At 54.1% G+C, this 23,710-nt stretch carries 32 protein-coding genes; 1 reads left to right on the top strand and 31 read right to left on the bottom strand.

Annotated features, from left to right (window positions below; genetic code table 11):
- Window positions 1–22 precede the first annotated feature (22 nt).
- The 18 genes from AB8996_RS03810 to AB8996_RS03725 all read right to left on the bottom strand — a co-directional run bounded on the left by AB8996_RS03810 (window position 23) and on the right by AB8996_RS03725 (window position 14,674).
- Window positions 23–760: a Stp1/IreP family PP2C-type Ser/Thr phosphatase gene (locus AB8996_RS03810; protein ID WP_369297644.1), complete on the bottom strand. Its 738-nt coding sequence runs from the start codon at window positions 758–760 to the stop codon at window positions 23–25.
- Entirely contained in the window at window positions 750–1,796 is a 1,047-nt protein-coding gene (gene rlmN / locus AB8996_RS03805) for a 23S rRNA (adenine(2503)-C(2))-methyltransferase RlmN (protein WP_369297643.1), read from the bottom strand. The genes AB8996_RS03810 and rlmN overlap by 11 nt, the downstream gene beginning before the upstream one ends.
- 25 nt (window positions 1,797–1,821) lie before the next feature.
- Window positions 1,822–3,150, bottom strand: coding sequence for a 16S rRNA (cytosine(967)-C(5))-methyltransferase RsmB (rsmB, locus tag AB8996_RS03800; RefSeq protein WP_369297642.1), 1,329 nt, complete (start codon window positions 3,148–3,150; stop codon window positions 1,822–1,824).
- Window positions 3,151–3,168: 18 nt separating this feature from the next.
- Window positions 3,169–4,089 (bottom strand): methionyl-tRNA formyltransferase, encoded by a 921-nt coding sequence (gene fmt / locus AB8996_RS03795; protein WP_369297641.1) that lies wholly within the window; start codon window positions 4,087–4,089, stop codon window positions 3,169–3,171.
- Between the two features lie 3 nt (window positions 4,090–4,092).
- Window positions 4,093–4,584: a peptide deformylase gene (def, locus tag AB8996_RS03790; protein WP_369297640.1), complete on the bottom strand. Its 492-nt coding sequence runs from the start codon at window positions 4,582–4,584 to the stop codon at window positions 4,093–4,095.
- Window positions 4,585–4,612: 28 nt separating this feature from the next.
- A complete protein-coding gene (gene priA, locus AB8996_RS03785; RefSeq protein ID WP_369297639.1) occupies window positions 4,613–7,063 on the bottom strand; it encodes a primosomal protein N' in 2,451 nt (816 codons plus the stop codon).
- Window positions 7,056–7,265 (bottom strand): DNA-directed RNA polymerase subunit omega, encoded by a 210-nt coding sequence (locus AB8996_RS03780; protein WP_369297638.1) that lies wholly within the window; start codon window positions 7,263–7,265, stop codon window positions 7,056–7,058. Before AB8996_RS03780 ends, priA begins: the two co-directional genes overlap by 8 nt.
- The gene (gene gmk / locus AB8996_RS03775) at window positions 7,249–7,869 is read right to left on the bottom strand and encodes a guanylate kinase (RefSeq protein WP_369297637.1); all 621 of its coding nucleotides are present in this window, start codon (window positions 7,867–7,869) and stop codon (window positions 7,249–7,251) included. The genes AB8996_RS03780 and gmk overlap by 17 nt, the downstream gene beginning before the upstream one ends.
- Before the next feature lie 18 nt (window positions 7,870–7,887).
- Window positions 7,888–8,154 (bottom strand): DUF370 domain-containing protein, encoded by a 267-nt coding sequence (locus AB8996_RS03770; RefSeq protein ID WP_369297636.1) that lies wholly within the window; start codon window positions 8,152–8,154, stop codon window positions 7,888–7,890.
- A gap of 10 nt (window positions 8,155–8,164) precedes the next feature.
- Window positions 8,165–9,043 (bottom strand): YicC/YloC family endoribonuclease, encoded by an 879-nt coding sequence (locus AB8996_RS03765; RefSeq protein ID WP_369297635.1) that lies wholly within the window; start codon window positions 9,041–9,043, stop codon window positions 8,165–8,167.
- Between the two features lie 141 nt (window positions 9,044–9,184).
- Window positions 9,185–9,571 carry a hypothetical protein gene (locus AB8996_RS03760; RefSeq protein ID WP_369297634.1) on the bottom strand — a complete coding sequence of 129 codons (387 nt, stop codon included), beginning with the start codon at window positions 9,569–9,571 and terminating at the stop codon, window positions 9,185–9,187.
- On the bottom strand, window positions 9,489–10,313 hold the full coding sequence (locus AB8996_RS03755) for a pseudouridine synthase (RefSeq protein ID WP_369297633.1): 825 nt from the start codon (window positions 10,311–10,313) through the stop codon (window positions 9,489–9,491). Before AB8996_RS03755 ends, AB8996_RS03760 begins: the two co-directional genes overlap by 83 nt.
- Window positions 10,314–10,354: 41 nt before the next feature.
- Window positions 10,355–11,485 (bottom strand): D-alanyl-D-alanine carboxypeptidase family protein, encoded by a 1,131-nt coding sequence (locus AB8996_RS03750; protein WP_369297632.1) that lies wholly within the window; start codon window positions 11,483–11,485, stop codon window positions 10,355–10,357.
- 53 nt (window positions 11,486–11,538) lie between these two features.
- Window positions 11,539–12,015, bottom strand: coding sequence for a GerW family sporulation protein (ytfJ, locus tag AB8996_RS03745; protein ID WP_369297631.1), 477 nt, complete (start codon window positions 12,013–12,015; stop codon window positions 11,539–11,541).
- Window positions 12,012–12,455 (bottom strand): hypothetical protein, encoded by a 444-nt coding sequence (locus tag AB8996_RS03740; RefSeq protein WP_369297630.1) that lies wholly within the window; start codon window positions 12,453–12,455, stop codon window positions 12,012–12,014. The genes ytfJ and AB8996_RS03740 overlap by 4 nt, the downstream gene beginning before the upstream one ends.
- A gap of 243 nt (window positions 12,456–12,698) precedes the next feature.
- Window positions 12,699–13,247, bottom strand: coding sequence for an SMC-Scp complex subunit ScpB (gene scpB, locus AB8996_RS03735; protein ID WP_369297629.1), 549 nt, complete (start codon window positions 13,245–13,247; stop codon window positions 12,699–12,701).
- The gene (locus AB8996_RS03730; RefSeq protein WP_369297628.1) at window positions 13,247–13,975 is read right to left on the bottom strand and encodes a ScpA family protein; all 729 of its coding nucleotides are present in this window, start codon (window positions 13,973–13,975) and stop codon (window positions 13,247–13,249) included. Before AB8996_RS03730 ends, scpB begins: the two co-directional genes overlap by 1 nt.
- Before the next feature lie 3 nt (window positions 13,976–13,978).
- Window positions 13,979–14,674 (bottom strand): site-2 protease family protein, encoded by a 696-nt coding sequence (locus AB8996_RS03725; RefSeq protein WP_369297627.1) that lies wholly within the window; start codon window positions 14,672–14,674, stop codon window positions 13,979–13,981.
- A gap of 171 nt (window positions 14,675–14,845) precedes the next feature.
- Between AB8996_RS03725 and rpmB the strand changes: the two genes are divergently transcribed.
- A complete protein-coding gene (rpmB, locus tag AB8996_RS03720) occupies window positions 14,846–15,034 on the top strand; it encodes a 50S ribosomal protein L28 (protein WP_369297626.1) in 189 nt (62 codons plus the stop codon).
- Window positions 15,035–15,177: 143 nt separating this feature from the next.
- On the opposite strand, the gene AB8996_RS03715 is transcribed toward rpmB, so the two are convergent.
- The 13 genes from AB8996_RS03715 to AB8996_RS03655 form a co-directional block, all read right to left on the bottom strand.
- Window positions 15,178–16,044 (bottom strand): zinc dependent phospholipase C family protein, encoded by an 867-nt coding sequence (locus AB8996_RS03715; protein WP_369297625.1) that lies wholly within the window; start codon window positions 16,042–16,044, stop codon window positions 15,178–15,180.
- Window positions 16,029–16,934 (bottom strand): RluA family pseudouridine synthase, encoded by a 906-nt coding sequence (locus tag AB8996_RS03710; RefSeq protein WP_369297624.1) that lies wholly within the window; start codon window positions 16,932–16,934, stop codon window positions 16,029–16,031. Before AB8996_RS03710 ends, AB8996_RS03715 begins: the two co-directional genes overlap by 16 nt.
- Complete coding sequence (locus tag AB8996_RS03705; RefSeq protein WP_369297623.1) at window positions 16,934–17,812, bottom strand: polyprenyl synthetase family protein; 879 nt, start codon at window positions 17,810–17,812, stop codon at window positions 16,934–16,936. The genes AB8996_RS03710 and AB8996_RS03705 overlap by 1 nt, the downstream gene beginning before the upstream one ends.
- Complete coding sequence (xseB, locus tag AB8996_RS03700; RefSeq protein ID WP_369297622.1) at window positions 17,802–18,014, bottom strand: exodeoxyribonuclease VII small subunit; 213 nt, start codon at window positions 18,012–18,014, stop codon at window positions 17,802–17,804. Before xseB ends, AB8996_RS03705 begins: the two co-directional genes overlap by 11 nt.
- A 22-nt stretch (window positions 18,015–18,036) precedes the next feature.
- Window positions 18,037–19,245, bottom strand: a complete 1,209-nt coding sequence (xseA, locus tag AB8996_RS03695; protein WP_369297621.1) for an exodeoxyribonuclease VII large subunit — start codon at window positions 19,243–19,245, stop codon at window positions 18,037–18,039.
- Window positions 19,246–19,248: 3 nt separating this feature from the next.
- Entirely contained in the window at window positions 19,249–19,656 is a 408-nt protein-coding gene (gene nusB / locus AB8996_RS03690) for a transcription antitermination factor NusB (protein ID WP_369297620.1), read from the bottom strand.
- Window positions 19,657–19,831: 175 nt separating this feature from the next.
- On the bottom strand, window positions 19,832–20,386 hold the full coding sequence (locus AB8996_RS03685) for a SpoIIIAH-like family protein (protein ID WP_369297619.1): 555 nt from the start codon (window positions 20,384–20,386) through the stop codon (window positions 19,832–19,834).
- Between the two features lie 54 nt (window positions 20,387–20,440).
- Window positions 20,441–20,992: a hypothetical protein gene (locus AB8996_RS03680; RefSeq protein WP_369297618.1), complete on the bottom strand. Its 552-nt coding sequence runs from the start codon at window positions 20,990–20,992 to the stop codon at window positions 20,441–20,443.
- Window positions 20,982–21,452, bottom strand: coding sequence for a hypothetical protein (locus tag AB8996_RS03675; RefSeq protein ID WP_369297617.1), 471 nt, complete (start codon window positions 21,450–21,452; stop codon window positions 20,982–20,984). The genes AB8996_RS03680 and AB8996_RS03675 overlap by 11 nt, the downstream gene beginning before the upstream one ends.
- The gene (locus AB8996_RS03670; protein ID WP_369297616.1) at window positions 21,449–22,573 is read right to left on the bottom strand and encodes a hypothetical protein; all 1,125 of its coding nucleotides are present in this window, start codon (window positions 22,571–22,573) and stop codon (window positions 21,449–21,451) included. The genes AB8996_RS03675 and AB8996_RS03670 overlap by 4 nt, the downstream gene beginning before the upstream one ends.
- A 25-nt stretch (window positions 22,574–22,598) precedes the next feature.
- Window positions 22,599–22,988 carry a SpoIIIAC/SpoIIIAD family protein gene (locus tag AB8996_RS03665; RefSeq protein ID WP_369297615.1) on the bottom strand — a complete coding sequence of 130 codons (390 nt, stop codon included), beginning with the start codon at window positions 22,986–22,988 and terminating at the stop codon, window positions 22,599–22,601.
- A gap of 2 nt (window positions 22,989–22,990) precedes the next feature.
- Window positions 22,991–23,185 (bottom strand): stage III sporulation protein AC, encoded by a 195-nt coding sequence (gene spoIIIAC, locus AB8996_RS03660; protein WP_322182743.1) that lies wholly within the window; start codon window positions 23,183–23,185, stop codon window positions 22,991–22,993.
- Between the two features lie 36 nt (window positions 23,186–23,221).
- Entirely contained in the window at window positions 23,222–23,680 is a 459-nt protein-coding gene (locus AB8996_RS03655; protein ID WP_369297614.1) for a stage III sporulation protein AB, read from the bottom strand.
- Window positions 23,681–23,710 lie beyond the last annotated feature (30 nt).

The following is a 23,710-nucleotide window of genomic DNA, read 5'->3' as shown; positions in this document are numbered from 1 at the left end:
TTGCCAGGGCAAAATGTTCTGCTCAGCCGTTTTTCATGACGGCTACGGTAATATTGTCAGACCCGCCGCTCTTTACAGCGTACTGGATCAGGTTATCCGCCAGCGCTTTTCCGTCTTTATCATATTTTTCCATATACTTTGCCAACAGCTTCTCGTCCACATAATTGGAAAGCCCGTCGGAACACGCCAGCGTCACATCGCCGGGAGCAAAATCAAAACAGGAATAATCGCACCGCACCACCTCGTGGGCACCCAGCGCTCTCGTGATAATGTTGCGCTGTGGGTGTACCCTGGCTTCTTCCGGGGTGATCTGCCCGATATTCACCAAATCCTGCACATAGGAGTGGTCCATGGTGATCTGCTCCAGCCCGTCCTGATTTTTCAGGTATGCGCGGCTGTCGCCCACGTGCGCCACATGAAGCGTTCCCTTTGTGGCAACAAGGACCACCGCTGTAGTGCCCATGCCCCGCAGGTCTTCCCGCTCCAGGGACATGGAATATACCGCGTCGTTTGCACGGCTGACGGCGTTCAGCAGCAAAGACCTGATATTTTCCCGGCTCATGTTTTCATCGAACCCGGCAGTGAGGAAAGACTTGATCTCCTGTGCCGCCACAGCACTGGCAACATTGCCGCCATTGGCGCCGCCCATGCCGTCGCATACAATGACCCAAGCGCTGTCCTGCGAAAACAAGCCGCATTCGCAGGAATCCTGATTGGATTCCCGAACCGCTCCAACGTCCGTACTGTAATCAACTTTCATATGATCCGTTCCCTCCTTCGCGTTGACCTCTCAGCTGCCCGCAGGAAGCCTCGATATCTGACCCCAGAGTCCGCCTTACTGTGGCAGTGATCCCTCTGGACTCCAAAATAGAAACAAATCGTTTTTGACGATCCATATTGCTTTTTTGATATCCCGTCCCTGTCACATCGTTGACAGGGATCAAATTGACATGGGCCAAAATTCCCCGCAGCCGGGCTGCCAGTTCATTTGCGCACTTATCTGAATCGTTTATCCCGCGTATCATGGCATACTCAAAAGATATTCTGCGCCCGGTGGTATCAGAATAATACCTACAGGCTTTCAGAAGCTCCTCCACGTTCCAGCGGCGGTTCACCGGCATGGTCCTGTTTCGTATCTCATCGTTTGGCGCGTGAAGTGAAACAGACAGGGTGAGCTGCAATTTTCGGTCTGCCAGATCGTATATCTTATCCACAAGCCCGCAGGTAGAAAGAGAAATATGCCGCATTCCAATGTTCATGCCCTCAGGGGAAGAAACAAGCTCCAGGAACCGCAGGACGTTTTCGTAATTGTCCAAAGGCTCGCCCATACCCATCAGCACGATATTGGAAATGCGTACCCCCGTGTCTAAAGAAGCCGCCTGTACCTGAGACAGGATTTCCGAAGCCGTCAGGTTCCGGGTAAAGCCCTGCTGCCCTGTGGCGCAAAAGCTACACCCCATTTTACACCCAACCTGGGTAGAAATGCAAATGGAATATCCGTGGTGGTAGCTCATCAGCACAGATTCTACATATTCCCCATCGTTTAAGCGGAAAAGATATTTTATTGTACCATCTTTTGATTCGCGTTTCAACTCCACCGCTGCCCATCTGATCTCATATTCCTGTGAAAGCCGCTCCCGAAGTTCCTTTGACAGGTCGGACATTTGGGAAAAGCCGGTGACGCCCCGGTGCAGCCAGCGGTACACCTGCGCTGCCCGGTATTTGGGCAGCCCCTCCTTTTGCAGAGCTTCCGTCAGCTCTGGCAAAGTAAAGGATTTGATATCTATTTTTTCCAAAAAACTGTCTCCCATAGGTCGTTGTCTAATTTTTCAAAAATGATGCTGCAAAGAAACCGTCGGAAGCCCCGGCAAAGGGCATCATGGTCAATTGGTTCTCCGGCTCGGAAATGCTGCGCCGGATTCCCGGCAGCTCTATGATGAAGGGCGAAAAGCCCGGATTTTCTCTTAAAAAGCGCTGTGCCACTTCCCCGTTTTCAGCGGGATTCAGCGTACAGGTCGAATATACCAGCACACCGCCGGGCTTCAGAAGACCAGCTGCGTTTCGCAGAATATCATATTGAAGCTGCGGCAGCTCTGAAACAGAGGCAAGGCTCTTATATCGTATTTCCGGCTTCCTGCGGATAACGCCAAAGCCGGAGCAGGGCACGTCGCACAGCACCTTGTCCATTTGCGGCAGCCCGGAAAGCGGTTTTGCGGCGTCCGCTGTTTTTGTGATGATATTGGGAAGCCCCAGCCGTGTCGCGCCCTCGGAAATCAGCTTGACCCTGTTGGGATAAATGTCTAAGGCGGTCACAGTGCCCGTTGCTTTCATTTTCTCTGCCAGTGTGAAGCTTTTGCCGCCCGGAGCCGCGCAGCAATCGCAAATATTTTCCCCCGGTTGAGGGTTTACGATCTCGCAAATCAGCTGCGCCGAAAGGTCCTGCACATGGAACAGCCCCTCTGCAAACTGCGGCAGCGACGCCGGGGAACCGCAACCCTGCGCCAAAGCGCCGCCGGTTGGAAAGGTCAGCTCCTCCAAAACGATTTCTTTCTCCGCCAGAGATTCTTTCAGCTTTTCTGCGGTGGTTTTCAAATTGTTTACCCGAAGGTACAGTTCTGATTTTTTCTGAAATGCTTCCAAAAGCTGTAATGTAAGCTCTTGCCCATAGGAACGCTGCCAAAGCAGGATCAGCTCCTGGGGAATGGAGTACCGCAGGCTCAAAGAACGGGGATCGTCGCCATCGGGCAATCGCAATTCTTCTTTCCGGCGAAGCAGACCGCGCAGCACACCGTTTGCAAAGCCGGAAAGGCTTCCCTTTCCCCTTGCCTTGACGGAATTTACCGTCTCATTGACGGCGGCGGAATCGGGAATGCGGTCCAGATAAAAAATTTGATATGCTCCACAGCGCAGCGCCATACGAACCGTTTTGTCCAGCTTCTTTTTCGGGTCCTTCAGGCAGCTTTTGATATAGTAGTCCAGCGTCAGCTTGCGTTCCAACACGCCGTAAAAAATGGTGGACGCCAACGCGGCGTCCCGTCTGTCCAAATTGGCAGAGCGCAGCGCCTGATCTATGACGAGGTTGGAGTATCCCTCATTGTTTTCCATGGAGAGCAGCGCGTCCAGCGCTACGCTGCGGGCTGTTTGTTTCATATTGTTTTCCTATTGTCTTCAGTCCAGATGAGCGTCTTTTTGCAAGGGGTGCCCCAAAAGATAATCTTTTCCGCTCATGCGTTTTCCGTTTTCCGTTTGAATCTCTGTCAGAAGCAAGGAGCCGTCCCCACAGAATATAAGCATTCCCTCTGCCGTGGAGACCACTGCGCCGGGCTTTCCCGCTGTCTCCCGCACCCGGGAAGCCAGCAGCTTCAGCCGTTTGCCGTCAAGCGTTGCGCAGGCACCAGGCCACGGGTTCAGCCCTCGGATCAAATCATGGATTTCCTGCGCCGGGCGGGTCCAGTCGATTTGAGACAGTTCCTTAGTCAGCATGGGGGCTTTCGTGGCTTCTTCCTCATTTTGGGGAACCCGCTCCAAAACGCCTCGTTCCAGCTTGTCCAGCGTTTGCCCCAGCAGGTCGGCGCCCAAAAGCTTCAATCGGTCAAACAGCTCCCCGGCGGTTTCTTCTTCCCCAAGAGGAGTTTCCGCCTTCAGGAGCATATCCCCGGTATCCATGCCCTCTCCCATGTACATAGTGGTGACGCCCACGGTTTTTTCCCCATGGATCACAGCCCACTGAATGGGAGCCGCTCCCCGGTATTTAGGCAGCAGCGAACCATGCACATTGATGCAGCCAAATTTCGGCGTATCCAGCACAGCCTTGGGCAGCAGCTTTCCATATGCCGCCACAATGATAGCTTCCGGCGCAAGGGCTTTGATCTTCGCCTGGATATCCTCTGAACGCAGCGTGTCCGGCTGGTACACGGGAATATTGTGCGCAAGCGCCAGTTCTTTCACCGGCGGCGCCTGCAATTTATGCCCCCTGCCCTTGGGCTTGTCCGGCTGAGTAAAAACGGCGCAGACGTCGTCGCCGCGCTCCAGCAGCTTTTCCAGGGACGGAACGGCAAAATCGGGCGTTCCCATAAAAATTACCCGCAAGGCTTACTCCTCCTTTGCGGCGGCGCGCTCTGCCTCCAGTTCCGCGGTAGTCATCATGCGGGTGGCATGGGAGCGGAACAGAATGCCATGAAGATGATCTATCTCATGGCAAAAGGCTCTGGCGCACAGCTCTTCCCCCGTCACCTGGAACCATTTCCCGTTTCTGTCCTGCGCCTTGACCGTGACCTTCATAGGGCGGGTCACAATGCCCCAATGATCGGGATAGGAAAGGCAGCCCTCCTCACCCGTCTGTTCGCCGGAGGTCTTGATGATCTCCGGGTTTACCAGCTCAATGGGACCTTCTCCCACATCTACCACGCACACTGCCCGCAGTACGCCTACCTGCGGCGCGGCAAGCCCCGCGCCGTTGGCGTCTGCCAGCGTTTCCTTCATATCGTCCAAAAGCTGGTGCAGCCTGTCGTCAAAATTTTCCACCTTGCGGCATTCCTTTTCCAGCACGCTGTCTCCAAACTGTACAATATTGCGGATCGCCATATTGACACGCTCCTTTCTCTGATTCCTTTCACATAATATGGTATGGGTTGGCGTCGGCATATGCCGTCACCTGTTGAAATTCACGCAACTCGCCAAAGGCTGCCAGCAGCCGCCCAGCCATCTGACGGAACCGCCGGTTATTCCGGCACTTGATGATCAGCTTGTAGCGGTACTTGCCGCCCATTCGGGCTACCGCCGCCGGAGAAGGTCGCAGCACCCGCAGGGGCAGTTCCCCATACTCGCTGGCGGCAAGCTCTCCCGTCATTTTCAGGAATGCTTCCGCCGCCTCTTTGACAAGGCTTTCCTGCGCCCCTACAAAGCCCACGATCAGCAGGTCTACAAAAGGCGGATATAACAGAGCCTGGCGAAAGGCGATCTCCTGTTCGTAAAAGCCGAAATAGTCCTGTTCCATCGCAAAATGCAGCACAGGATTTTCCGGCGAAAAGGTCTGAATAATGGCAGAACCCGGATATTTGCCGCGTCCCGCCCTGCCCACTACCTGAGTGAGCAGATCAAAAGTGCGCTCGTTACTGCGGAAATCATCGCTGTATAGAGATTGGTCGGCGGAAAGTACGCCTACCAGGGTAACATTCTCAAAATCCAGTCCCTTTGCCACCATCTGCGTGCCCACCATCACATCGTAATCCCCTCTGGCAAATTGTTCCAGCTTCTTTTCCAGAGAAAAACGGGCTGCGACAGAATCGGTGTCAATTCGCAGTATCTTCGCCTCCGGCAGCAGCTCCTGTAACTGCTCCTCCGCCCGCTGCGTCCCCAGCCCGCGAAAGCTGACCGTATCTCCGCCGCAGGAAGGGCATTTTACGGAATAAGGGACAGAATAGCCGCAATAGTGGCACACCAATCTATGGTTCGCGCTGTGGTAGGTCAGGGAAATGCTGCAATTCGGGCAGCTGACCACCTCATGGCAGGCGGTGCAGGAAGCAAAGGTGTGATACCCACGGCGGTTCAACAAAATAATGGACTGCTTCTTTTTTTGGAAATTATCTACCAAGGCTTCCGCCAGACGGTTGCCAATGGCATACGCGTCTCCGGGAAGACTGTCAAAATTCATGTCAATCAGCTCTACCTTCGGCATTTCCGCTTTTCCAAAACGGCTGGTAAGCTTGTAAAAGCCGTACCTGCCCTCCTTTGCCATACGGCAGGACTCCACCGACGGCGTTGCCGAAGAGAGCAGGCAAAACGCGTTGTTCTTCCAGCAGCGATACCGTGCGACCTCTCGCGCGTCGTACCGCGGGCTGGATTCCGATTTATAGGTGTGCTCCTGCTCCTCGTCGATCACAATAAGCCCAAGCTGCTGCACCGGCGCGAATACTGCGGAACGGGTCCCAACTACAATGGAGGCTTCTCCCCGCCTGACCCGCTTCCATTCGTCCATGCGCTCTCCCAGAGAAAGCCCGCTGTGGAACACAGCGACGCCGTCCCCGAAAATGCGCTGGAACCGTTGGATAGCCTGCCCGGTCAGGGAAATTTCCGGCACCATGACGATGACGCCTTTTCCCTCCTGCCGTACCGTCTGGATCAGCTTCATAAAAACCGAGGTTTTCCCGCTGCCGGTCACGCCATACAGCAGCGCGCAGCGATTGGCTGATTTCTCGTGATAGTCCCGCAGTAAACCGTCAAAGACCGTTTGCTGGGAAGCAGAGAGCTTGATTTGTTCCGGCTGCTCCGGCTGTTCGCCGAAGGATTCAGGGCGGCGGTACACTTCATATTCAAAAACTTCAGCCGCTCCCTTTTCTGTCAGCGCTTTGACCACAGAGGAGGAAGCGCCGGTAAAGTAGCACAGCTCTTTTTCAGAAGCTTCGCCCACGTCCAGCAAGACCTGGTACACGTCTTTCTGGCGCGGGGTGAGCTTTCCGCTGTAATCAAGGATGGGACGCACCATCTTGGAAACGGCGTCCTTGATCCTGCTTGCGGCAACATTGACCTTGCAGACGATGCCGCGCTCCAGCAAAGTGGCAAAATCCGGGGAATCCGCCGTGATACCCAGCCTGGAAGAAATCGTCTCCGCGGGAACAGATTTTCCCGCTTCCCGCAGGAGCAGGATCAACTGCCACTGGACAGGCGTATATTCTTCCCGGTCGAAATCCTTGAAATCTGGAGAAAGCACGAAGCTGTCTTTCAGCCGGAACTGCAGCCCGGCAGGGATCATCAGCTTTACCGCTTCAAAAAAAGTGCAGTAGTACCGCTCTTTCATCCAAAGGGCAAGCTCCAGCATTTCGGCGGACAGAACCGGCTCTTTGTCCGGCACAGCGCGGATCTCTTTCACTTCCTGCCCGGCGGTTTCTTCCAAAGAAAACACCACGCCTATCCGTTCCCGGTTTCCCGCGCCGAAGGGCACGGTCACCCGGATACCCGGGACGACGCGCCCGCGGAGCTGCTCAGGAATGGCATAGGTAAAGAGCCTGTCAAAGCGGTAGACGGTATTTTCCACCGCGATCCTGGCAAAAGGGAACTCATTCATCCTCAAAGGAATCCGGCTCGATGATCTTGAATTTGTTGTCTACAAAATCGTGCACTGCCATATCGACGGGCTTATCGGTGAGGATTTCTCCTTCCTCTTCCGCCTTCTCCGCGATCTGGCGGGCTCTCTTTGCCACGGCGATCACAAGAGAATAGTAGCTCCTGTGAGGGGTACGGATCATGTTATCAGATGGTTTCAGCATTGTTCAACACCCTTTCTGTAGAATCTGCATTTCTGCTGTATTTCAATTTTTCCGCTCGCAGGATCGCCTGAATATCGTCCACAGCGTCCTCCAAACGATCATTGAACACAATGTAATCATACTCTTTCGCCTGGGGGATTTCCCGCCGGGCGGTGGAAAGCCGCTTCTGCACAGTTTCTTCCGCTTCTGTGCCCCTGCCGCGCAGGCGCTCCTCCAGAACCTTCATGGAGGGGGGCAAAATGAAAATGGAAACGCACTCCGGCATGAGCTTTTTTACCTGCGCGCCGCCCTGCACCTCGATTTCCAGCACCACATCGTTTCCCGCAGCCAGCCATTCCTCCACCGGGTCCCGGGGCGTGCCGTAATAGTTTCCCACATATTCGGCGTGCTCCAGCATTTTGTTTTGGGAGATCAGGCTTTCAAATTCTTCTCTGGAAATGAAATAATACTGTTTGCCGTGCTCCTCTCCCGGACGGGGCGTCCGGGTCGTGGCGGATACAGAAAGACGGAGGTTATCGTCCTGAGCAAAAAGCTCTTTCAATATCGTGCCTTTTCCTCCCCCTGAAGGGGCGGAAACGACCAGAAGCAATCCTTTTCCTGCCATCGTACAGCTTCCTTTCTCTTACTTTTCTTCCCCGCTGTCCACAGTTTCCTCTTTCCCATTGAATCTGCCTGCCACTGTTTCCGGCAGGATCGCGGACAGCACCACCGTGCCGCCGTCCATGATGAGGACGGCCTTTGTCCTGCGTCCAAAGGTGGCGTCTATCAAAACGCCGGACTCCTTCGCCTCCTGCACGATACGCTTGATCGGGGCGGAATCGGGACTGACCACGGCAACAACCTTTTCAGCGGAGACCATATTTCCAAATCCTATATTGATCAGCTTCATAAAAGCTCCTTTATTCCACGTTCTGGATTTGTTCCCGGATTTTTTCAATTTCCGACTTCATATCCACCACCAGATAGGCGATCTTGGAATTAACAGATTTTGAGCCGATGGTATTTGCTTCCCGGTTCATTTCCTGTACCAGAAAATCGATCTTTCTGCCTACCGGCTCTTCCGATTCGGAAAGCTGCCGCAGCTGGCGGATATGGCTCCTGAGGCGGACGGTCTCTTCATCGACCGCCACTTTGTCCGCAAACACCGCGACCTCCGTTAAGACCCGCTGCTCGTCAAAATGATTGGCGCCCAGCATTTCCTCGATTTTCGTCTGTAACCGTTCCCGGTACTCGGCAACGGTTTCCGGGGTGATTTTTTCCACCTCGTCCACCAGCGCTTCCAAATGCCCGGCCTTTTCCAAAATATCCTTTTGCAGACGAACGCCCTCGCTTTTCCGCATTTCCAAAAAGGATTCGATCGCAGCTTCCGCTACCTCGGCTACCGCAGCCCAAAGAGCGTCTTCGTCCTCCTGCGCCTTGCGAACGGAAAGCAGGTCGGGACATCCGGCAAGCAGGGAAAGGGACACCTCATCGGGCAGGCTGTATTCCTCTTTCAGCTCCCGCAGCGCTTTTACATAGGCGCTTGCCAGCGAATGGTTCACCAGCACCTCCGTGTCGGTGCTTTCCAGCGTTTCCAGCTGAAGGAACACGTCCACCTTGCCACGGGAAATCTTACCCTGCACCAATGTCTTTAACTTGTCCTCCAAAAACATACAGCTTCTGGGCAGCCTGGCATTGCATTCAAAAAACTTGTGATTGACAGACTTTATTTCAAAAATGATATGCCTGCCGTCTATGATATTCTCACTGCGTCCGTAGCCGGTCATACTTCTCAGCATTTTTCTCATCCCAATCAAAAAGCATAAAATAGTCACGCTTTACCAAATTAGTATTTTACCATTTTTCGGATTTCATTGCAACCGATTTCCCAAGATTTCAAAGATTATTAAGAAAAAAAGCGGACAAATGTCCGCTAAAATTTACTCATATTTCACAATCGTGGACATGGGGGTGAACACATGTGCCTCGTCTGTGGAAAATCCCCTTGCCGCAAAAAAGCGGTAAAAATCCGGGAAAGCCGTCTCGATGGCAGCCGCGCCGAAATTTTCGCCGTAGGAAGCCGCAGAACGCACCAGGGTGTCCAACACAAAGCTTTCCTCCATTGTGGGCGGCGCTGTAAAATCATAAGCGCCGGCGGAAAGCCGCAAAATATGCAGCACAGCTCCTCTCAGCTCCACTGCGACCCAGCCCAGGGTTTCCCCTCTCTCGGTCATGGCAAGTATCCTAGCGTTTTCCCCTGCCGCTTCTACCTTGCGAAGCAGGGCTCTTTCCCGTTCCCTGTCCTCCATGGGAAGTATTTCTATCATGAACCTTTCCGCTTCCTTCCTTTTTTGCTTCTGCCAGAAGCCCTCTGATTTCTTCCTTGGTCAGTTCCCGGTACTTTCCCTGGGGCAGCATACCCAGCCGAACGGGTCCAACGGCAATGCGTTTGAGCCGCGCCACCTCCAGCCCCAGCGCTTCACACATTTTGCGGATCTCCCGGTTCCTGCCCTCGTACAAAATGATTTCCAGCACTACCCGCCCCGGCTGCTGCTCCAGCACACGAACCTTGGCGGGAGCGGTTTTTTTGCCATCAATCACGATCCCTGTGGCGATCCGGGCAAGTTGGTCTTCAGTAACAGCCGGACGCACTGTGACACGGTAAGTCTTCGCGATATGCTTTTTCGGGTGCGCCACCGTGTTGGCAAATTCCCCGTCGTTAGTCATCAAAAGAAGCCCTTCGGAATCCTTATCCAGGCGACCGACTGGATAGACACGTTCACCGATATCCTCCACCAGCATTGCCACGCAGCGGCGGTCCTTTTCGTCGCTCATGGTGGTCACAAATCCCCGGGGCTTGTGGAGCGCCAGATAATATCTGTTTTCAGATAAAGTCAGGCGCTCACCGTCCACTGTGATCAAATCTTTTCCAGCAACGGCGCTGTCGCCCAATTTTGCGGTCCTGCCGTTGACGGCGACCCGCCCTGAGAGGATCATTTCTTCCGCTTTCCGGCGGGACGCGACCCCGCAGGACGCCAATATTTTTTGCAGTCTGCTTTTTTCAATCATGACAGTGCTCTCCTTTGAGCGGCGTTCGCCTGTTTACCGTCTCAGCGGGAGAACCATTTCTCCCAGAATTTTTGCTTTTTCGGCTGTATGGCAACGCTTTCAGCCGCAAAAACCGGCACGCTGTACACCGGGGAGTTTCCCAAATAGTATTGCAGCCTGCCGATCGGGTCGCCTTCGCTGATCGGCGCGTAACAAAAGGTGGGAAGCAATACCCGGCAGGTCACCTGATCCGCTTCTTCTATCGGCAGGGGCACCTGCCCGCCCGCTCCGCCGCGCACCTGAAAATTATGCTGCTCCGCTCCCACAACGGGGACGCTTGCAGAAAAGCTGCTCCCGTCAAAAGAAACGCATTCCATTTTTGAAAAGCCGTAATCCAGCAGCGCCATGTGGTCGTTCCAGTCGTCCGGGGCGTTGAGCGTTACGGCGATCAGCGTAATGCCGTCCCTCTGGGCGGCGGAAACAAGACATCTGCCGGATTTCTTTGTGAACCCGGTCTTCACGCCGATACAGCCCTCATACAGGCGCAGCAGCTTATTGTGGTTGGTGTAGGAAACCTTCTTTTCCGGGTTCTTGAAGGTCACCTGATAGGTGGAGCTGGAACAGAGCCGCCGGAATTCTTCGTTTTTCAGCGCTTCTTCAGCAAGCAGCGCCATGTCATAGGCAGTGGAAAAATGCTCCTCGTCGTCCAAGCCGGAGGGCGTGACAAAGTGGGTGTTTTCCATGCCGATCTCTGCCGCCCTGCGGTTCATCCTGTCGGCAAATTTTTCCTGTGTACCAGAAAGGTACAGCGCCGCCGCGTTGGCGGCGTCGTTGCCGGAAGCCAGAAGCATTCCTGCCGCAAGGTTTGTCAGTGTCAGCTCGTCGCCAGCCTGCAAGCCCATGGAAGAGCCCTCCACCGCCACCATTTCCTCTGTGATGGAAACCACAGGATCGTCGGCGCGTGCCGCTTCTTCCAGCGCCAGCAGCGCCGTCATGATTTTTGTGGTGCTCGCCATGGACATCTGCTGCCGGGAATTTTTTTCATAGAGCACTGTTGAGGTGTCCCCAGAAATCAGCACCGCGCTTTGCGCCGACACGGAAAGCTCCTCCGCGCCCGCTGTTCCAAGGCTTCCGAATGCAAACAGGAAAAAAGCGCAAAACACCCCTGAGAGCCGCCAAAAAAATTTTTTCATCTCATCACCCGCCTCTGCACATGAATATGCAGGTATGAGGTGCTTGTATGCGCTCAGGCGTTGCCGGTATCCGGCAGCGGCGTTTCCACAGGCTCGGTGATCGCAGGCTTTGTCTCCACCGGCTGGGAGGGCGCCGTTTCGCTTGAAGCTTCTTCCCTGCTGTCCTTGTGGAACAAGGCGGTGATCTTATCCACCATCTCCGGGATTTTTTCCAGCGCCCGGTCAACGGGACCCATATAAGGCTCAATTTGCAGGACGCGCACATTGCCGTGAGAAATGGCAAGGAACGCAATGGGAATAATAGTGATCCCCGCCCCGCTGCCGCCGGCAAACAAGCCGGAAGCCGGCTGCGCCTTGGAGGGCAGGTCGGAGCCGCCGGAAGCAAAGCCGTAGCTCACCCGGGAAATGGGGATCACGGTAGTGCCGTCCGGCGTGGTAATGGGGTCGCCGATGATGGTGTTTACGTCCACCATGTTTTTGATCTTATCCATGGTCACGTCCATCAGGTTGTTCACTTTATTGTCGCTCATTGCTGCTCACCTTTTCGCATTTGCGAAACCCTTTCTGTTTGATGTTTGGTGCGTGTATCAGTTCCCAACAGCCTTCTGACAATTGGGAAACCGTGTATCAGCAGAGAAAATGCTTCTCTCAGCAGAAACAATGGAAGGATGGAGATTTTGGCGGAGAAATCCACGGCGCTCTCTTCGAGCCGGTAATTCAAATCGACGGTCACTGCTTTCTTTTTGCAATCCATCAGACCGAACAATACCCCGCAGGCGGAATAAACACCTGCCGAAACCTGCCCGTACTGGATAGCAGCAGCAGCCGCGTCCTCCGCCCCGGCAAGGCATAAATACAAATCAAAATTTTTCAGCTTCACATGAGAGATCAGCCGTTTGGACGCGGAGGCTGCAAGCTGTACCAGCTCAAAAAGTGATTTCAAAAAGCCGGAAATCCCCTGCCGCTTCAAAATCTTTTTGATATCCAGCTTTTTTTCAGGTTTCTCTGCTTCTTCCTCTGTCTCTTCTTTTACCTCTTCCTCTTCTTCCTTGCCTGGAAGCAGGTGGAATCGGAAAAAAAGATAGCGCAGCGTCAGAGAAAATTCCTGCTGAAAGGCTGTATCTACCCGCAGGGGGATCAATGTCAGCAGGAACAGAAAAAGCAGCACGCCGCAGATGATCCACAACACTGTCATGGCATATCGCCCTCAATCCTACAGTTCCATAGTTTCAAGCTCGTCATCGCCGGGAACTCCTTCGTTTTCTTCATCGCCCGTCGGCGGCGGGGGCAGATCGTCAATGGAAGCAAGCTGAAAGCAGCGCAGGAAATTTTCCGTCGTGCCGTACAGCAGCGGTCTGCCGGGAAGCTCCAGCCTTCCCCGCTCCTCCAACAGCTCCTTTTGTACCAGGCTGCCGATGACGCCGGAGCAGTCCACACCGCGCACCTGCTCCACAAAAGCCTTTGTCACCGGCTGGTTGTACGCCACCACTGCCAGCACCTCCATGGCTGCCTGAGACAGCGGCGTGTTGCGCTTCAAATCCAGAACCTCACGCACCGGCTGGATATACGCCGGGTTCGTGCAGAGCTGGGCGGTGTTTTCCAACCGCAGCAGGTGAATGCCGCTTTGGGGGGTGTTGTACTTTTCCTTCAAAGCGTCTATGATCTCCTCAATGGCGTAAGTCCTCACGCCCAGCACCTGGGCGATCCTGTCCAGCGCTACCGGCTCACCGCCGGCAAAAAGAATGGCTTCCGTTTTGCCCATCAATTCTTCTCTTTCCAACGGTGCTCCCCCTTTTCCAAAAGCTTCACTTCACAATCGCCACCTTCGCCCTCCACGCGTATCCGGCGGCTTTTCACCAGCTCCAGTACCGCTAAAAATGCGGCGACCCGCTCGGAGCGGTCACGCTTGTCCGCAAACAGGGTCTGAAAGGAAATTCTCTTTTGTTTCCACAGCTTTCTCAGTACAAAAACCACCTGAGAAGCTACCGAGACAATTTTTCTCGTCACCAGCGCGGAAAAGCTTTCCGGCTTGGGCGGCAGCAGGCGCTTCCCCTTGCCCCACGCGGAAACGAGCGCCTGCATGATCTCCCTTGGCTCATGGACGCGCTTATAGGTCAGATCCATCGGGAGCTTTTCAGCTTCCCGAACCACCGTATCGAAAGAGGAGCGCTCCTGTAAGGCAGCAGCCGCCTGCTTGCACTGCTGGTATTCCAGCAGCTGCCCGGTCAGCTCCAGGCGGGGGTCCTCCTCTTCTTCCTGACGCGGCAGCAGAGAAGCGGACTTGATCTGCACCAATCTGGCCGCCATTTCCAGGAACTCGCTGGCAATGTCCATATTTTCTTCCCGCATCAGGTCTATCTGCTCCATGTACTGGTCCAGCAGCTCCGCTATGGGAATATCATAAATATTCAGCTTGTTCTTGGCGATCAGCACCAGAAGCAGGTCCAGCGGACCTTCAAAAACATTCAGCTTATATTGCAGCTTTTCCATGGCTTACAGTACCCCTGCCAGATGGAAAGGAAACCGTGCGATGGTAAAGATCAGGTTTGCAAAAAAGTTCTGTGCCGTGTAGAGAGGTCCTGAAAAAGCGCCGGTCATCATCAGTAAAAGCAGAACCATGACAAACATATTCTGATAGCGGTAATAAGTGGCAAGGGCGCGGTCGCTCAAAAAGGCGCCGATGATCCGGGAGCCGTCCAGCGGCGGGACAGGGATCAGGTTAAATACTGCCAGAGAAATATTGACCACCACATAATAGTACAGCACATTATAAATGAAAAAGGTCACACCGTTATAGGGGACAAATGCTTCAAAAACCACAACGAGTATCGCCCCCACCAGCGCCGCCAGCAGGTTGGACACGGGACCCGCCAAAGCGGTGATCGCCATATCGCGCTTGGGCTTTTTGAAATACCGGGGATCCACCGGCACGGGCTTCGCCCAGCCAAAGCCGATTGCCAAAAGCGCAAACGCGCCCACAGGGTCAACGCTTGCCAATGGGTTCAGCGTCAGCCGCCCGTCCAGTTTGGCGGTGGGGTCCCCCAATTTATTGGCGACCCAGCCATGGGCAAATTCGTGCAAAGGCAAAATGCAGAAAATAATAAACAAAACAGAAAGAGCCTGCGCAAGCACGGACCAGATATCCACGTGCTGTCCGGCAAAAAGGCTTCTGAGAACACTGAAAAGCATGGGAAAACCTCCTAACTTATATTGGGATTATAAACTATTCCGGGGAAAAACACAAGGTTTTCCTTGACTTCTTGAAATTCTTTTGAAAAAAAACTTGCATTTTAGCAGGGGGGCTGTTATAATTCTAGTTGTTGCAATTTTGAGATTCGCCCATTTTAAGGAGGTGCAGATATGGCAAAATGTGAATTCTGCGGCAAGGATGTTTCTTTCGGTATCAGAGTGTCCCACTCTCACCGTCGCTCCAACAGGACTTGGAAGCCGAACATCAAGCGCGTTAAGGCTGTTGTAAACGGTACCCCGAAGCGTGTGTACGCCTGCACCCGTTGCTTGCGTTCCGGCAAAGTGACCCGTGCTGTTTGATTGGATTCGGTAACACAGAAAGAAGTAAGAGCCGCAAGGCTCTTTTTCTTTTGCATTTTTCAGTTTGAGAAATCTTTGATTTCCCAATATGCCTAAACGGGGCGAAAAATTTTTTCGCCCCGTTTTTCCCTGCGTTTTCTTTTTTATCCAAAAGGCTTTTCTTTGGTCAGGGCGGCAAAATCTCCCTCATCAAAGCTAGAGATCAAAGTCTCTGCCACACCCATGGCTTCCCCCATCAGCTCAAAAAAGCTCTGGTGAGAGGTTTGTCCGCTGGCGGTCCATTCCTCCTGCTGCAAATTGGCGTAATCCACATCGTCCCGCTCTATCAGCGGCACGATATGGGAGGAAACAGTGCTGGCTCTGCCCTTTTCCACCAAATCAAAGACACGCTTTTTTGCCCCGGTCCTGTCTGTCAACAGGGAAAAAACAAAATGGGCGTCCTTTGTTGCGCGGAGCAGCTCCTCCTCCGCGGCGTCCGCGCCGTACACCTGAAACAGCACCTCCCGGTACAGCTTGGCAATGCGCCGCTGTACCGGCTCATTTTTGGGGAACATCTTCCCCAACGGCATCTCCGACGGCAATTTCCCCGTTTCACTGCGGAGCACAATGGCGTCCAGCGCCGCTTCGATCTCCCCGTGCATGGTGCCGGTGGTCTCATTTGGGCGGGCTTCCGCCAGCCGCGCCGCCAGAGAATTGATATAGGGGTGGGCGGTGGAATCCAGGGAATAGTGGCACAAAAAGCCATAGACATAGGAACGGTATGCCGGGTCGTCATGGTGCTTTACAAAATCCCGCATGGCGGAAAGCGTGGCAGACGGCGGCGTTTCGTGAAGCTTGCTGCCGTAGGTTTTCAGAGATTTCCCCTTCATCCACGGAAAATAGCGGTGGCAGAACAGGAAATCGGGTCCCTGTGCGCCCCAAAAATAGGCGCACAGGTTCAAATCGTCTTTTTCCGAAAGGTCGGACAGGACATTTTGTGCAAAAAGATAATGGGTTAAACAAGCGGGCATACGGGCTCCTCCCTTTTCTCTCCCCGAAGCTCCGGCAGCCATGGAAACGCCGCCCGAATATCCGAAGAAAATTCTGAAATAATTTCCAGCTTCACCGCAAGCGCGGGATTCTTTAGCGAGACCCAGCCGCAGTGAAGCGCCTGTCTGGCAATGATTTTCCGGCTGCCGCCGTACAGGTCGTCCCCTGCCAGCGGGTGGTGCAGATATGCCATATGGGCGCGGATCTGATGGGTACGCCCGGTATCCAGCCGAAAGGAAAGCAGCGTGTGATTATCCCGGGATTTCAGAGCCTTCCAATGGGTCACGGCAGACTTTCCCGTTCCGCAGGTGCGGACGATTTTGCTGCCGGGCTGCAAGCCGATGGGAATATCTATCGTACCCTCTCCTGACAAAACTCCCTCACAGACCCCATAATAGCGCTTCTCTACCACTGCGGAAGAAACGGCGGCGCGGTGCTTTCCAAGGAGGACGATCCCGCTGGTATCCCTGTCCAGCCGGTACAGCGGGCGAAATAAATGTATCTGCCCGGTCGTTTCATAATAATACGCCACAGCGTTTAGCAGGCTGTCCCGGTCGTGCCCCGGAGAGGGGTGAACGGGCATACCCGGCGGCTTTTCCACGGCAAGGTAGTCCTCCGTTTCCCACAGGACGGACAGCGGGACGGGCTCCGGCTGGTAACTGCGCCCCTCCTCCGGCAGGGAAAACACAAGAATATCTCCCGCCGAAAGGATATCCACCGTGCGGCAGAAATCCCCATTTTTGAGAATACCGCGCTCCTGCTGCTTCTGCCTGGTAAGCATTCTGGCGGAAAAGCCCAAACGGTTTCTGGCAAAATCCTTTACCGTCATGCCGTGGCAATCCGGCGGGACCACATATTTCAGCTCCCGCATCAGGTTTCCCGCCGTTCCAGGCTTTTGGCAAGCTCTGTCAAAAACCCTGTGTCACCAGGAAAGTTCCCCAGTGCACTGATCGCTTGCCCGGTGTAGTCTTCTACCAGCTTCTGTGCCTGTTCAGCGCCCAGAAGAGATACATAATTACGCTTTTCCAGAACGGTGTCCATGCCCACATTTTTGCCGAGCTTCTGCGGGTCGCCCTCCACGTCCAGAATATCGTCCCGTATCTGAAACGCCATTCCCAGCCCAGTGGCATACTGTTCCGCCGCCTGCTGCAGGGTCCCGCCGGCGCCGGCGGCAATGCAGCCCATGCGGCAAGCCGCTGCGATAAGGGCAACGGTCTTCCCCATATCCATAGCGAGAAGCAGGGGCAAATCGACCTGCTTCCCTTCGGACTGCAGGTCGATACACTGTCCGCCTACCATGCCCTTTTCTCCGGCGCATTGCGCCAGAACAAGCGCGGCATCGGCTGCCGCAGTTTTATTTTCCGCGCTGAGCGCCGTTTCAAAGGCTTTCGTCAGCAGCCCGTCCCCGGCAAGCAGCGCCATATCTTCCCCATATACTTTATGATTGGTGGGCTTCCCGCGGCGCAGATCATCATTGTCCATGCAGGGCATATCGTCATGCACCAGCGAGTAGGTGTGCACCATTTCCAGTGCACAGGCAAAAGGCAGCGCCTGTGTGATATCTCCGCCGCACAGCTCGCAAAATGCCAGCACCAGCACAGGGCGAATGCGTTTGCCGCCGCACAGCAGGCTGTACCGCATGGCTTCCGTGACCTTTGCCGCCAAATCGCCCGGGGCTGCCTCCGGCAGGTATTTTTGCAGCGCTGATTCCGTCATTTTCTGATATTGGGTCAGCTTTTCAGTCCACATCTTCTGTGCCCTCCCGGAGCTTTGTCAGCTCGGTGATCCTCTGCTCCGCTTTGTTCAACGTGTCATAGCACAGCGCGGAAAGCTTCGCGCCCTCTTCAAAAAGCTTCATGGAGCTTTCCAGAGACTCCTCGCCGCTTTCCAGCTTTGCCACGATCTCCTGCAGCCGTGCCATAGCTTCTTCAAAATTCAGCTTTTCTGCCATTTTGGTTTCCTCCCACGGGACTTTATACTTCTTTGTCTGCCGCAACTTCCGCCTGTACCGTACCGTCAGACAGCCTTAAGGAAAACTGTCTGCCCGGCGCAAAATCTTTTACGCTACGCAATACTTGTCCATCTGCATTTACCGCCACAGCGTAGCCCCGCTGCAATACTTTCAATGGGCTCAGCGCGTCCAGACTTCCGGCAAGCAATGACAACTCCTGCTGTCTTTTTTCCACCGCTTCTCCGATGGCTCCTGCCATTTGCCCGAACAGAACGCCCAGCTTCTGCTGTGCGGGAGCCAGAAGCTGTCCCGGTCTGCCGAGGGGGGAATCCTGCGCCAGTATGTCCACACTCTGGCGAAGATATTCTATGGTGCTTTTTGATTTGTCTTGAAAACATGCTGAAAATGCCCGGCAGCGCTGAAGCTCCTCCCGAATATCCGGGGTGGAAAGCTCCGCCGCCGCGCTGGGGGTCGGGGCACGCAGGTCTGCCACAAAGTCACAGATGGTAAAATCCGTTTCGTGTCCCACTGCGGAAACCACGGGAATTTCCGACGCATACACAGCCCGCGCCACATTTTCATCGTTAAACGCCCATAAGTCTTCCAAAGAACCGCCGCCGCGCCCCAACAAGATCACATCGCAGGCGTGCAGCTCATTCATTTCCCGCAAAGCTTTGACGATCTGTGCCGGCGCGCCCTCTCCCTGCACCAGCACCGGGGCAAAAACGATCTCCGCCACGGACCAGCGGCGGGCGGTGATCTGCAAAATGTCCTGTACCGCCGCCCCCGTGGGAGAAGTGATCACGCCGATACGCCGGGGATATTGGGGAAGGCTTCTTTTATGCCCGGGGTCAAACAGCCCTTCCGCTTCCAGCTTTGCCTTGAGCTGCTCGTAGGCAATGCTCAAAGCGCCAATGCCATCGGGCTGCATTTCTTCGGCATACAGCTGATACTGCCCGGAGGCTTCATATAGAGATATCCTGCCCCGGACGATGACCCGCATACCGTCCGCAGGCTTAAATTTCAAAAATTTGGCTGAACCGGCAAACATTACCGCTTTCAATACGGACTTTTCATCTTTCAGGGAAAAATACAAATGCCCGGAGCGGTAATGGTCGGTAAAATTGGAAATTTCCCCGGCAATCAGCACATTCTGAAGCCGGGAATCGCTTTCCAGCAAAGATTTCAGATAAAAATTTATCTGGGATACCGTAAGCACAGTTGCCGCCATAGCTTACTCTCCTTCTGCCGGGAACGCCTTAATAACGGAAGATAAAACGCCGTTGATATAAGGGGCGTCGTCCTTTCCGCCGTACTTTTTGGCAAGCTCCACCGCTTCGTTGGCGGAAACCCCGGCAGGAATGGTATCATCGAACAAAATTTCATAAACCGACAAACGCAACAGCGCCAGCGTCACCTTGGAGATACGCTGCATATTCCAGCCGCGAATGTTTTTGCTGATGATGCTGTCGATCTGCTCCAAATTTTCCTCTACGCCGAAAGCTTCCTCTTCCGCAAAGGAATTGGGGATAAAATCCCGCGCTTCTGCCGCGGCGTGGAGAATTTCGTCCATGGTCTCCCCTGTTACGGCGTGTTCAAACAGAATGCAAAAAGCCTGTTCCCGTGCCTCTTTTCTTTTCATGCGCACTCCTCTTTCCATACAAAAAAGCTCACCAATGCCGTTGGTGAGCTTTTGAAAAGCAAAACGATCCTGTAATTTTCAAGCTTCACCGCCGGAATGTCCGACACTATGAAGCTATTATAGCATAATTTGCAGGCAATGCAAGAAAAAACCGCCGCTTTCCGGGGAAACTTTTTTATTCTGTCCCAATGATGGTGATTTTGTCGGCGCTGAGCCCGGTCTGGTCCATGACCACCTCCTGAATGATCAGGGTGTCCTCCGCTTTCAGCTTGCCTGCCACCGTTACGCTGCACTGGTCGTCGCTCAGGCTTGCCATCGTTTCTGAAAATCCCTTTGCCTGTAACAGGTTTTCCACATTGGTTTCCTTCAGAATGCTCTGGGCAATGACGGAAGCCTGCTCTACCGCTTCCTTTTTCGCGTCTGCGTCCGCTTCCACGCTGGTCAGCACATCGTCCAGCATTTCCATTGCTTCGTCTCTGGCGTTTTGACGCTTCAATCTTGCTTCAGACAGGCTGGTGGCGCCGGAAGACGCAGGCTGCTTCAGATTGTCGGAAACCGTTTCCATGTAAGCGTTATTTACCAGCTGCGCCGCGCCCAGCTCGCTGACCGTGCTGGAAGTGTCCTGTACAGGGAGCTTATTGACCCCGGCAAACTGCCAGTTCAAATACACAGCCGCTCCCAGAGCCAGGACCATGGAAGCCAGGACCAATTGCTTTTTGCCAAATTTCATTGTAAAAACCTCCACAAATTGTTTTATTCCGTGCCGATTTATGAGCGCTGCGGGCTATCCGCTGTCTGTCACGCAGATCCTTGCCGAAGAAATATCCAGCACAGTTTTCGCCGCTTCCGTCAGCTTTTCCCTGACCTCCGGGTCACCCGCATACCTGCTCACGATTATCACCCCTTTTACCTTTGGCTGTATTTCGGTAATGGGCAGCGCCTGCTGCGCGCCCTGAGAATTTTTCAAAACGACATATTTCGTTTCCCGTTCCTCTGCTACAGTTCCAGCCTGTTCCGTTTGGGAAGCCCCCTTCTCATCCGCCGCATAAATATACCGGCTGCCGTTTTTCAGCGTCACCATCACCGCCGGGTCAGGTTCCCCCGTGATGGCGCTGACGATGCGGGAAAGCTCCTGCTCCAAACGCTTCTCATAGCTTGCCGCTGAATCGGAAACGGTTTCCTGAGCCGGCTCGATGTCCTGCTTTTTGCCGGAAGAAAACAGCGTGGAAAGATAGATGAGAAGTATCCCGCAAACCCCCAATACCAGCAGGATTTTTGTGCTCTTTTCTTTGGAAAGCGCTTTTTTTACCGCCTCCTTCCATTTCTCAACGTCCATTGGTTTGTACCTCCAGCTCAATTTCGTCTCCCAGCGTGCTGCGAAGCAGCGCCCGCGCTCTTTCCGTATCCGTTTCATAGGCAAAGGCAACGCTTACCTTTGTTAATACTATGCCGGAGCCTTCCCGGATATCTGTAAAAGCTTCAATTTTTTCTGCTTCCAGTCCCGCCGCGGCGAAAAGCCCCTGCAGATAACGCTCCGTTTCCTCCTGCACCGCCCATTCTGTCTGTTCCTCAAGATACCCGGAAAGCTCTGTTTTCGTATTCTCCACGCTGCTATCCGGCAGGGAAAGCGGCCAGTCACAGGAAAGAGCGGAAGCAACCAGCGAGGATAGCAGCGCCAGTACCGCCAGCCCCCTGACAAAATGCACCATAGCGTCTTCTGAGCAAAGCCTTTCCACTGCTTCTGCGGCGATCAGCACCACACAGATCGCCGCCGTATCCTGCAATACCGTATTCATAAGCTTCCTTTCACAAATAGCACGATGGCGGCGCTGACGATCAAAACGGCACAGACGGCGGCAAGCGCTGCCAGCAGCATTTTCGCCGCCGAAGCGCACAGCCCCAGAAAAGAGCCGATCTTCGGCAGCTCAAATAAATCCCCGGCGATCTGCCCCACCGAACAAACGATGATCCACGCCACTGCTTCCAGCACCGCCGGGGCAAAAATGCAGGCAGCCGCCAATATTCCAAACGCCCCCACGCCGGATTTCACAATATGTACACTGTTTTGAATGGCGGCGATCGCGTCGCCAAACGCGCCTCCCACAATGGGAACGGCAGAAGATGCGATCAGCTTTGCCGCCTTGTTGGCTGCGGCGTCTACCTGAGCGTTCAATGTGGTCTGAATGGATAGTATCCCGGAAAAAACCGTCACTGCCAGAACAAGCAGCCATTTTGCAAAGCCATATACCGAGCCCGTTACCCGTTCCAGCTTCATTTGAGAGACCGCGGTGGTCAGGGCAAGCGCCAAAAACATATGGAACAGTGGGAAAATGAGCGTTACGGAAAGCACGGGAATGGCATTTCCAACCATTAGGGTCAGCGCGCTGTAGGTTGTCCCTGCCGTTGGGCTGCCGGAAGCCGCCATCAGCGCCCCATAGGCGGGAACAGACGCCAGAAGGAATACCGAAGCGCCTTCTACTGTTTTTTGAGCGGACCGCATCAGCTCCAGCAGCGGCGTCACGACGATCAGGGCACAGGCAAGGGCGCCGGCAAAATTGGCAATACTGCCGATTTCGGGGGACTCAAAGCAATTTGCCAGCCTGCAAAGGATCACCACCGCCAGCAGCGCCGCCAAAGCCTTTAAGGGCGCCGACAGCTTTTCCCGGAACAGCCCGGACAGCACCGAAAACCAGTTCTGCTCTGTTGACCGTTCTCCTGCGCCTTCTACTCCCAATTGGGACAGTATGTCTTTCGTCTCATCACTGAGGCTGTTGTACATTTCCTCTGAGCCGCTTTTTTCTAAAATCTCCTGCTCTCGCAGAGTATCCTGTTCTTCAGCCGCCGCCGCGGGCGCGCTCCACAAAAGCAAGGGAAAAATCGCGCAAAGCAGGAGCGGCAGATACTTTTTTCGTTTCATGGCTTTTTTGCCGGCATGAAATTGATCACAGCCGAACGATTTCCTCCAGACACCCGAAAATTTTTGTAAAAATCGGCAGGGACACGGTAAGGATAGCCGCTTTGGAAAACAAGCCTACCGCGTATGCCAGGGCGGACTCCCCCGCGTCCTTGCAGATGTGGGAAACAAGCTGCCCCAGCACCGCGATCCCCACAGCCTTCAGCAAGATGGGGAGGATATCGCCGGAAAATTCACTGCTCTGAGTAACCTCCCGGATTTGAGACAGCACAGGCGCTATCTGTCCCAGCACCGCTGTTACGATCAAAGCACAGGCGGCAACAGCGGCGAGCAGCGCGTATTCTTTATTGCTCCGTTTGATAAGCGCCCCAAAAAGCACTACGCACAGCGCGCAGACGCTCACAGTAAACACCGTCATATTCACAGCTGGAAGATAGACTTGATTGCCTGAAACAGCGCGTCTATCTCATTGATAATCATCATCAGTACCACAATAAGCCCTGCCAGCGTGGTCATCATCGCCTGCTCCTCCCTGCCGGAGCGGATCAAAAGCTGGTTCAGCACGGCAACGATGATACCGATGGCGGCTATTTTGAAAATCAAATCCACTTCCAATGACGTTTCCTTCCTTTCCCTGCCTGCTTCATCTGCCTACCACAGCAGCAGACAAAGGGTTATCCCTCCGAACAGCCCGAAGCAGACATACAGCCGTGATTTTTTCTCCCTGTTTTCCCGCGCCTGAAAAAGGTGGGCTTCCAGAAGATTTTCATACAGCGCCAAATGCTCTATCTGACCCTGCACGTCGCTCTCTCCCAAACCTTTTACAAACCCGTGATATAATTCTAAATCCGACGTTTCATAGAATAGACGTTCTCCAGACCGTTTCAGCGCTTCTTTTGGAAACAGGAGGAAATCCGGGTCATTTGCCGCGATACAGCAGAACCGGGAATCCTGATTGCCGGAAATCAGCTCGTTCAACGGGCGGGTACTGTAGTGCATTTCTGTACGAAATCTCTGGATCAGACCTTTGAGGTCGAGCAGCGCCTCTTCCCGTTTTGCCAGCTTTCTCGACTGTTGCAGCCCCAGGCACAGACCGCTCAGCAAAATCATCAATGCCCCCAAAACCTTCATGCGTGTCAC

The organism is uncultured Neglectibacter sp. (assembly GCA_937958185.1).
GTDB lineage: Bacteria > Bacillota > Clostridia > Oscillospirales > Acutalibacteraceae > Acutalibacter.
This window is presented reverse-complemented; position numbering and strand designations above follow the sequence as displayed.

What these genes read in the sequence shown, in the direction of transcription:
- AB8996_RS03810 (WP_369297644.1), bottom strand. Translation starts at nt 760, where the DNA reads ATGAAAGTTGATTACAGTACGGACGTTGGAGCGGTTCGGGAATCCAAT.
- rsmB (WP_369297642.1), bottom strand. Translation starts at nt 3,150, where the DNA reads ATGAAACAAACAGCCCGCAGCGTAGCGCTGGACGCGCTGCTCTCCATG.
- def (WP_369297640.1), bottom strand. Translation starts at nt 4,584, where the DNA reads ATGGCGATCCGCAATATTGTACAGTTTGGAGACAGCGTGCTGGAAAAG.
- priA (WP_369297639.1), bottom strand. Translation starts at nt 7,063, where the DNA reads ATGAATGAGTTCCCTTTTGCCAGGATCGCGGTGGAAAATACCGTCTAC.
- AB8996_RS03780 (WP_369297638.1), bottom strand. Translation starts at nt 7,265, where the DNA reads ATGCTGAAACCATCTGATAACATGATCCGTACCCCTCACAGGAGCTAC.
- gmk (WP_369297637.1), bottom strand. Translation starts at nt 7,869, where the DNA reads ATGGCAGGAAAAGGATTGCTTCTGGTCGTTTCCGCCCCTTCAGGGGGA.
- AB8996_RS03770 (WP_369297636.1), bottom strand. Translation starts at nt 8,154, where the DNA reads ATGAAGCTGATCAATATAGGATTTGGAAATATGGTCTCCGCTGAAAAG.
- AB8996_RS03765 (WP_369297635.1), bottom strand. Translation starts at nt 9,043, where the DNA reads ATGCTGAGAAGTATGACCGGCTACGGACGCAGTGAGAATATCATAGAC.
- AB8996_RS03760 (WP_369297634.1), bottom strand. Translation starts at nt 9,571, where the DNA reads ATGATAGAAATACTTCCCATGGAGGACAGGGAACGGGAAAGAGCCCTG.
- AB8996_RS03755 (WP_369297633.1), bottom strand. Translation starts at nt 10,313, where the DNA reads ATGATTGAAAAAAGCAGACTGCAAAAAATATTGGCGTCCTGCGGGGTC.
- AB8996_RS03750 (WP_369297632.1), bottom strand. Translation starts at nt 11,485, where the DNA reads ATGAAAAAATTTTTTTGGCGGCTCTCAGGGGTGTTTTGCGCTTTTTTC.
- ytfJ (WP_369297631.1), bottom strand. Translation starts at nt 12,015, where the DNA reads ATGAGCGACAATAAAGTGAACAACCTGATGGACGTGACCATGGATAAG.
- scpB (WP_369297629.1), bottom strand. Translation starts at nt 13,247, where the DNA reads ATGGGCAAAACGGAAGCCATTCTTTTTGCCGGCGGTGAGCCGGTAGCG.
- AB8996_RS03730 (WP_369297628.1), bottom strand. Translation starts at nt 13,975, where the DNA reads ATGGAAAAGCTGCAATATAAGCTGAATGTTTTTGAAGGTCCGCTGGAC.
- AB8996_RS03725 (WP_369297627.1), bottom strand. Translation starts at nt 14,674, where the DNA reads ATGCTTTTCAGTGTTCTCAGAAGCCTTTTTGCCGGACAGCACGTGGAT.
- rpmB (WP_369297626.1), top strand. Translation starts at nt 14,846, where the DNA reads ATGGCAAAATGTGAATTCTGCGGCAAGGATGTTTCTTTCGGTATCAGA.
- AB8996_RS03715 (WP_369297625.1), bottom strand. Translation starts at nt 16,044, where the DNA reads ATGCCCGCTTGTTTAACCCATTATCTTTTTGCACAAAATGTCCTGTCC.
- AB8996_RS03710 (WP_369297624.1), bottom strand. Translation starts at nt 16,934, where the DNA reads ATGCGGGAGCTGAAATATGTGGTCCCGCCGGATTGCCACGGCATGACG.
- AB8996_RS03705 (WP_369297623.1), bottom strand. Translation starts at nt 17,812, where the DNA reads ATGTGGACTGAAAAGCTGACCCAATATCAGAAAATGACGGAATCAGCG.
- xseB (WP_369297622.1), bottom strand. Translation starts at nt 18,014, where the DNA reads ATGGCAGAAAAGCTGAATTTTGAAGAAGCTATGGCACGGCTGCAGGAG.
- xseA (WP_369297621.1), bottom strand. Translation starts at nt 19,245, where the DNA reads ATGGCGGCAACTGTGCTTACGGTATCCCAGATAAATTTTTATCTGAAA.
- nusB (WP_369297620.1), bottom strand. Translation starts at nt 19,656, where the DNA reads ATGAAAAGAAAAGAGGCACGGGAACAGGCTTTTTGCATTCTGTTTGAA.
- AB8996_RS03685 (WP_369297619.1), bottom strand. Translation starts at nt 20,386, where the DNA reads ATGAAATTTGGCAAAAAGCAATTGGTCCTGGCTTCCATGGTCCTGGCT.
- AB8996_RS03680 (WP_369297618.1), bottom strand. Translation starts at nt 20,992, where the DNA reads ATGGACGTTGAGAAATGGAAGGAGGCGGTAAAAAAAGCGCTTTCCAAA.
- AB8996_RS03675 (WP_369297617.1), bottom strand. Translation starts at nt 21,452, where the DNA reads ATGAATACGGTATTGCAGGATACGGCGGCGATCTGTGTGGTGCTGATC.
- AB8996_RS03670 (WP_369297616.1), bottom strand. Translation starts at nt 22,573, where the DNA reads ATGAAACGAAAAAAGTATCTGCCGCTCCTGCTTTGCGCGATTTTTCCC.
- AB8996_RS03665 (WP_369297615.1), bottom strand. Translation starts at nt 22,988, where the DNA reads ATGACGGTGTTTACTGTGAGCGTCTGCGCGCTGTGCGTAGTGCTTTTT.
- AB8996_RS03655 (WP_369297614.1), bottom strand. Translation starts at nt 23,680, where the DNA reads ATGATTTTGCTGAGCGGTCTGTGCCTGGGGCTGCAACAGTCGAGAAAG.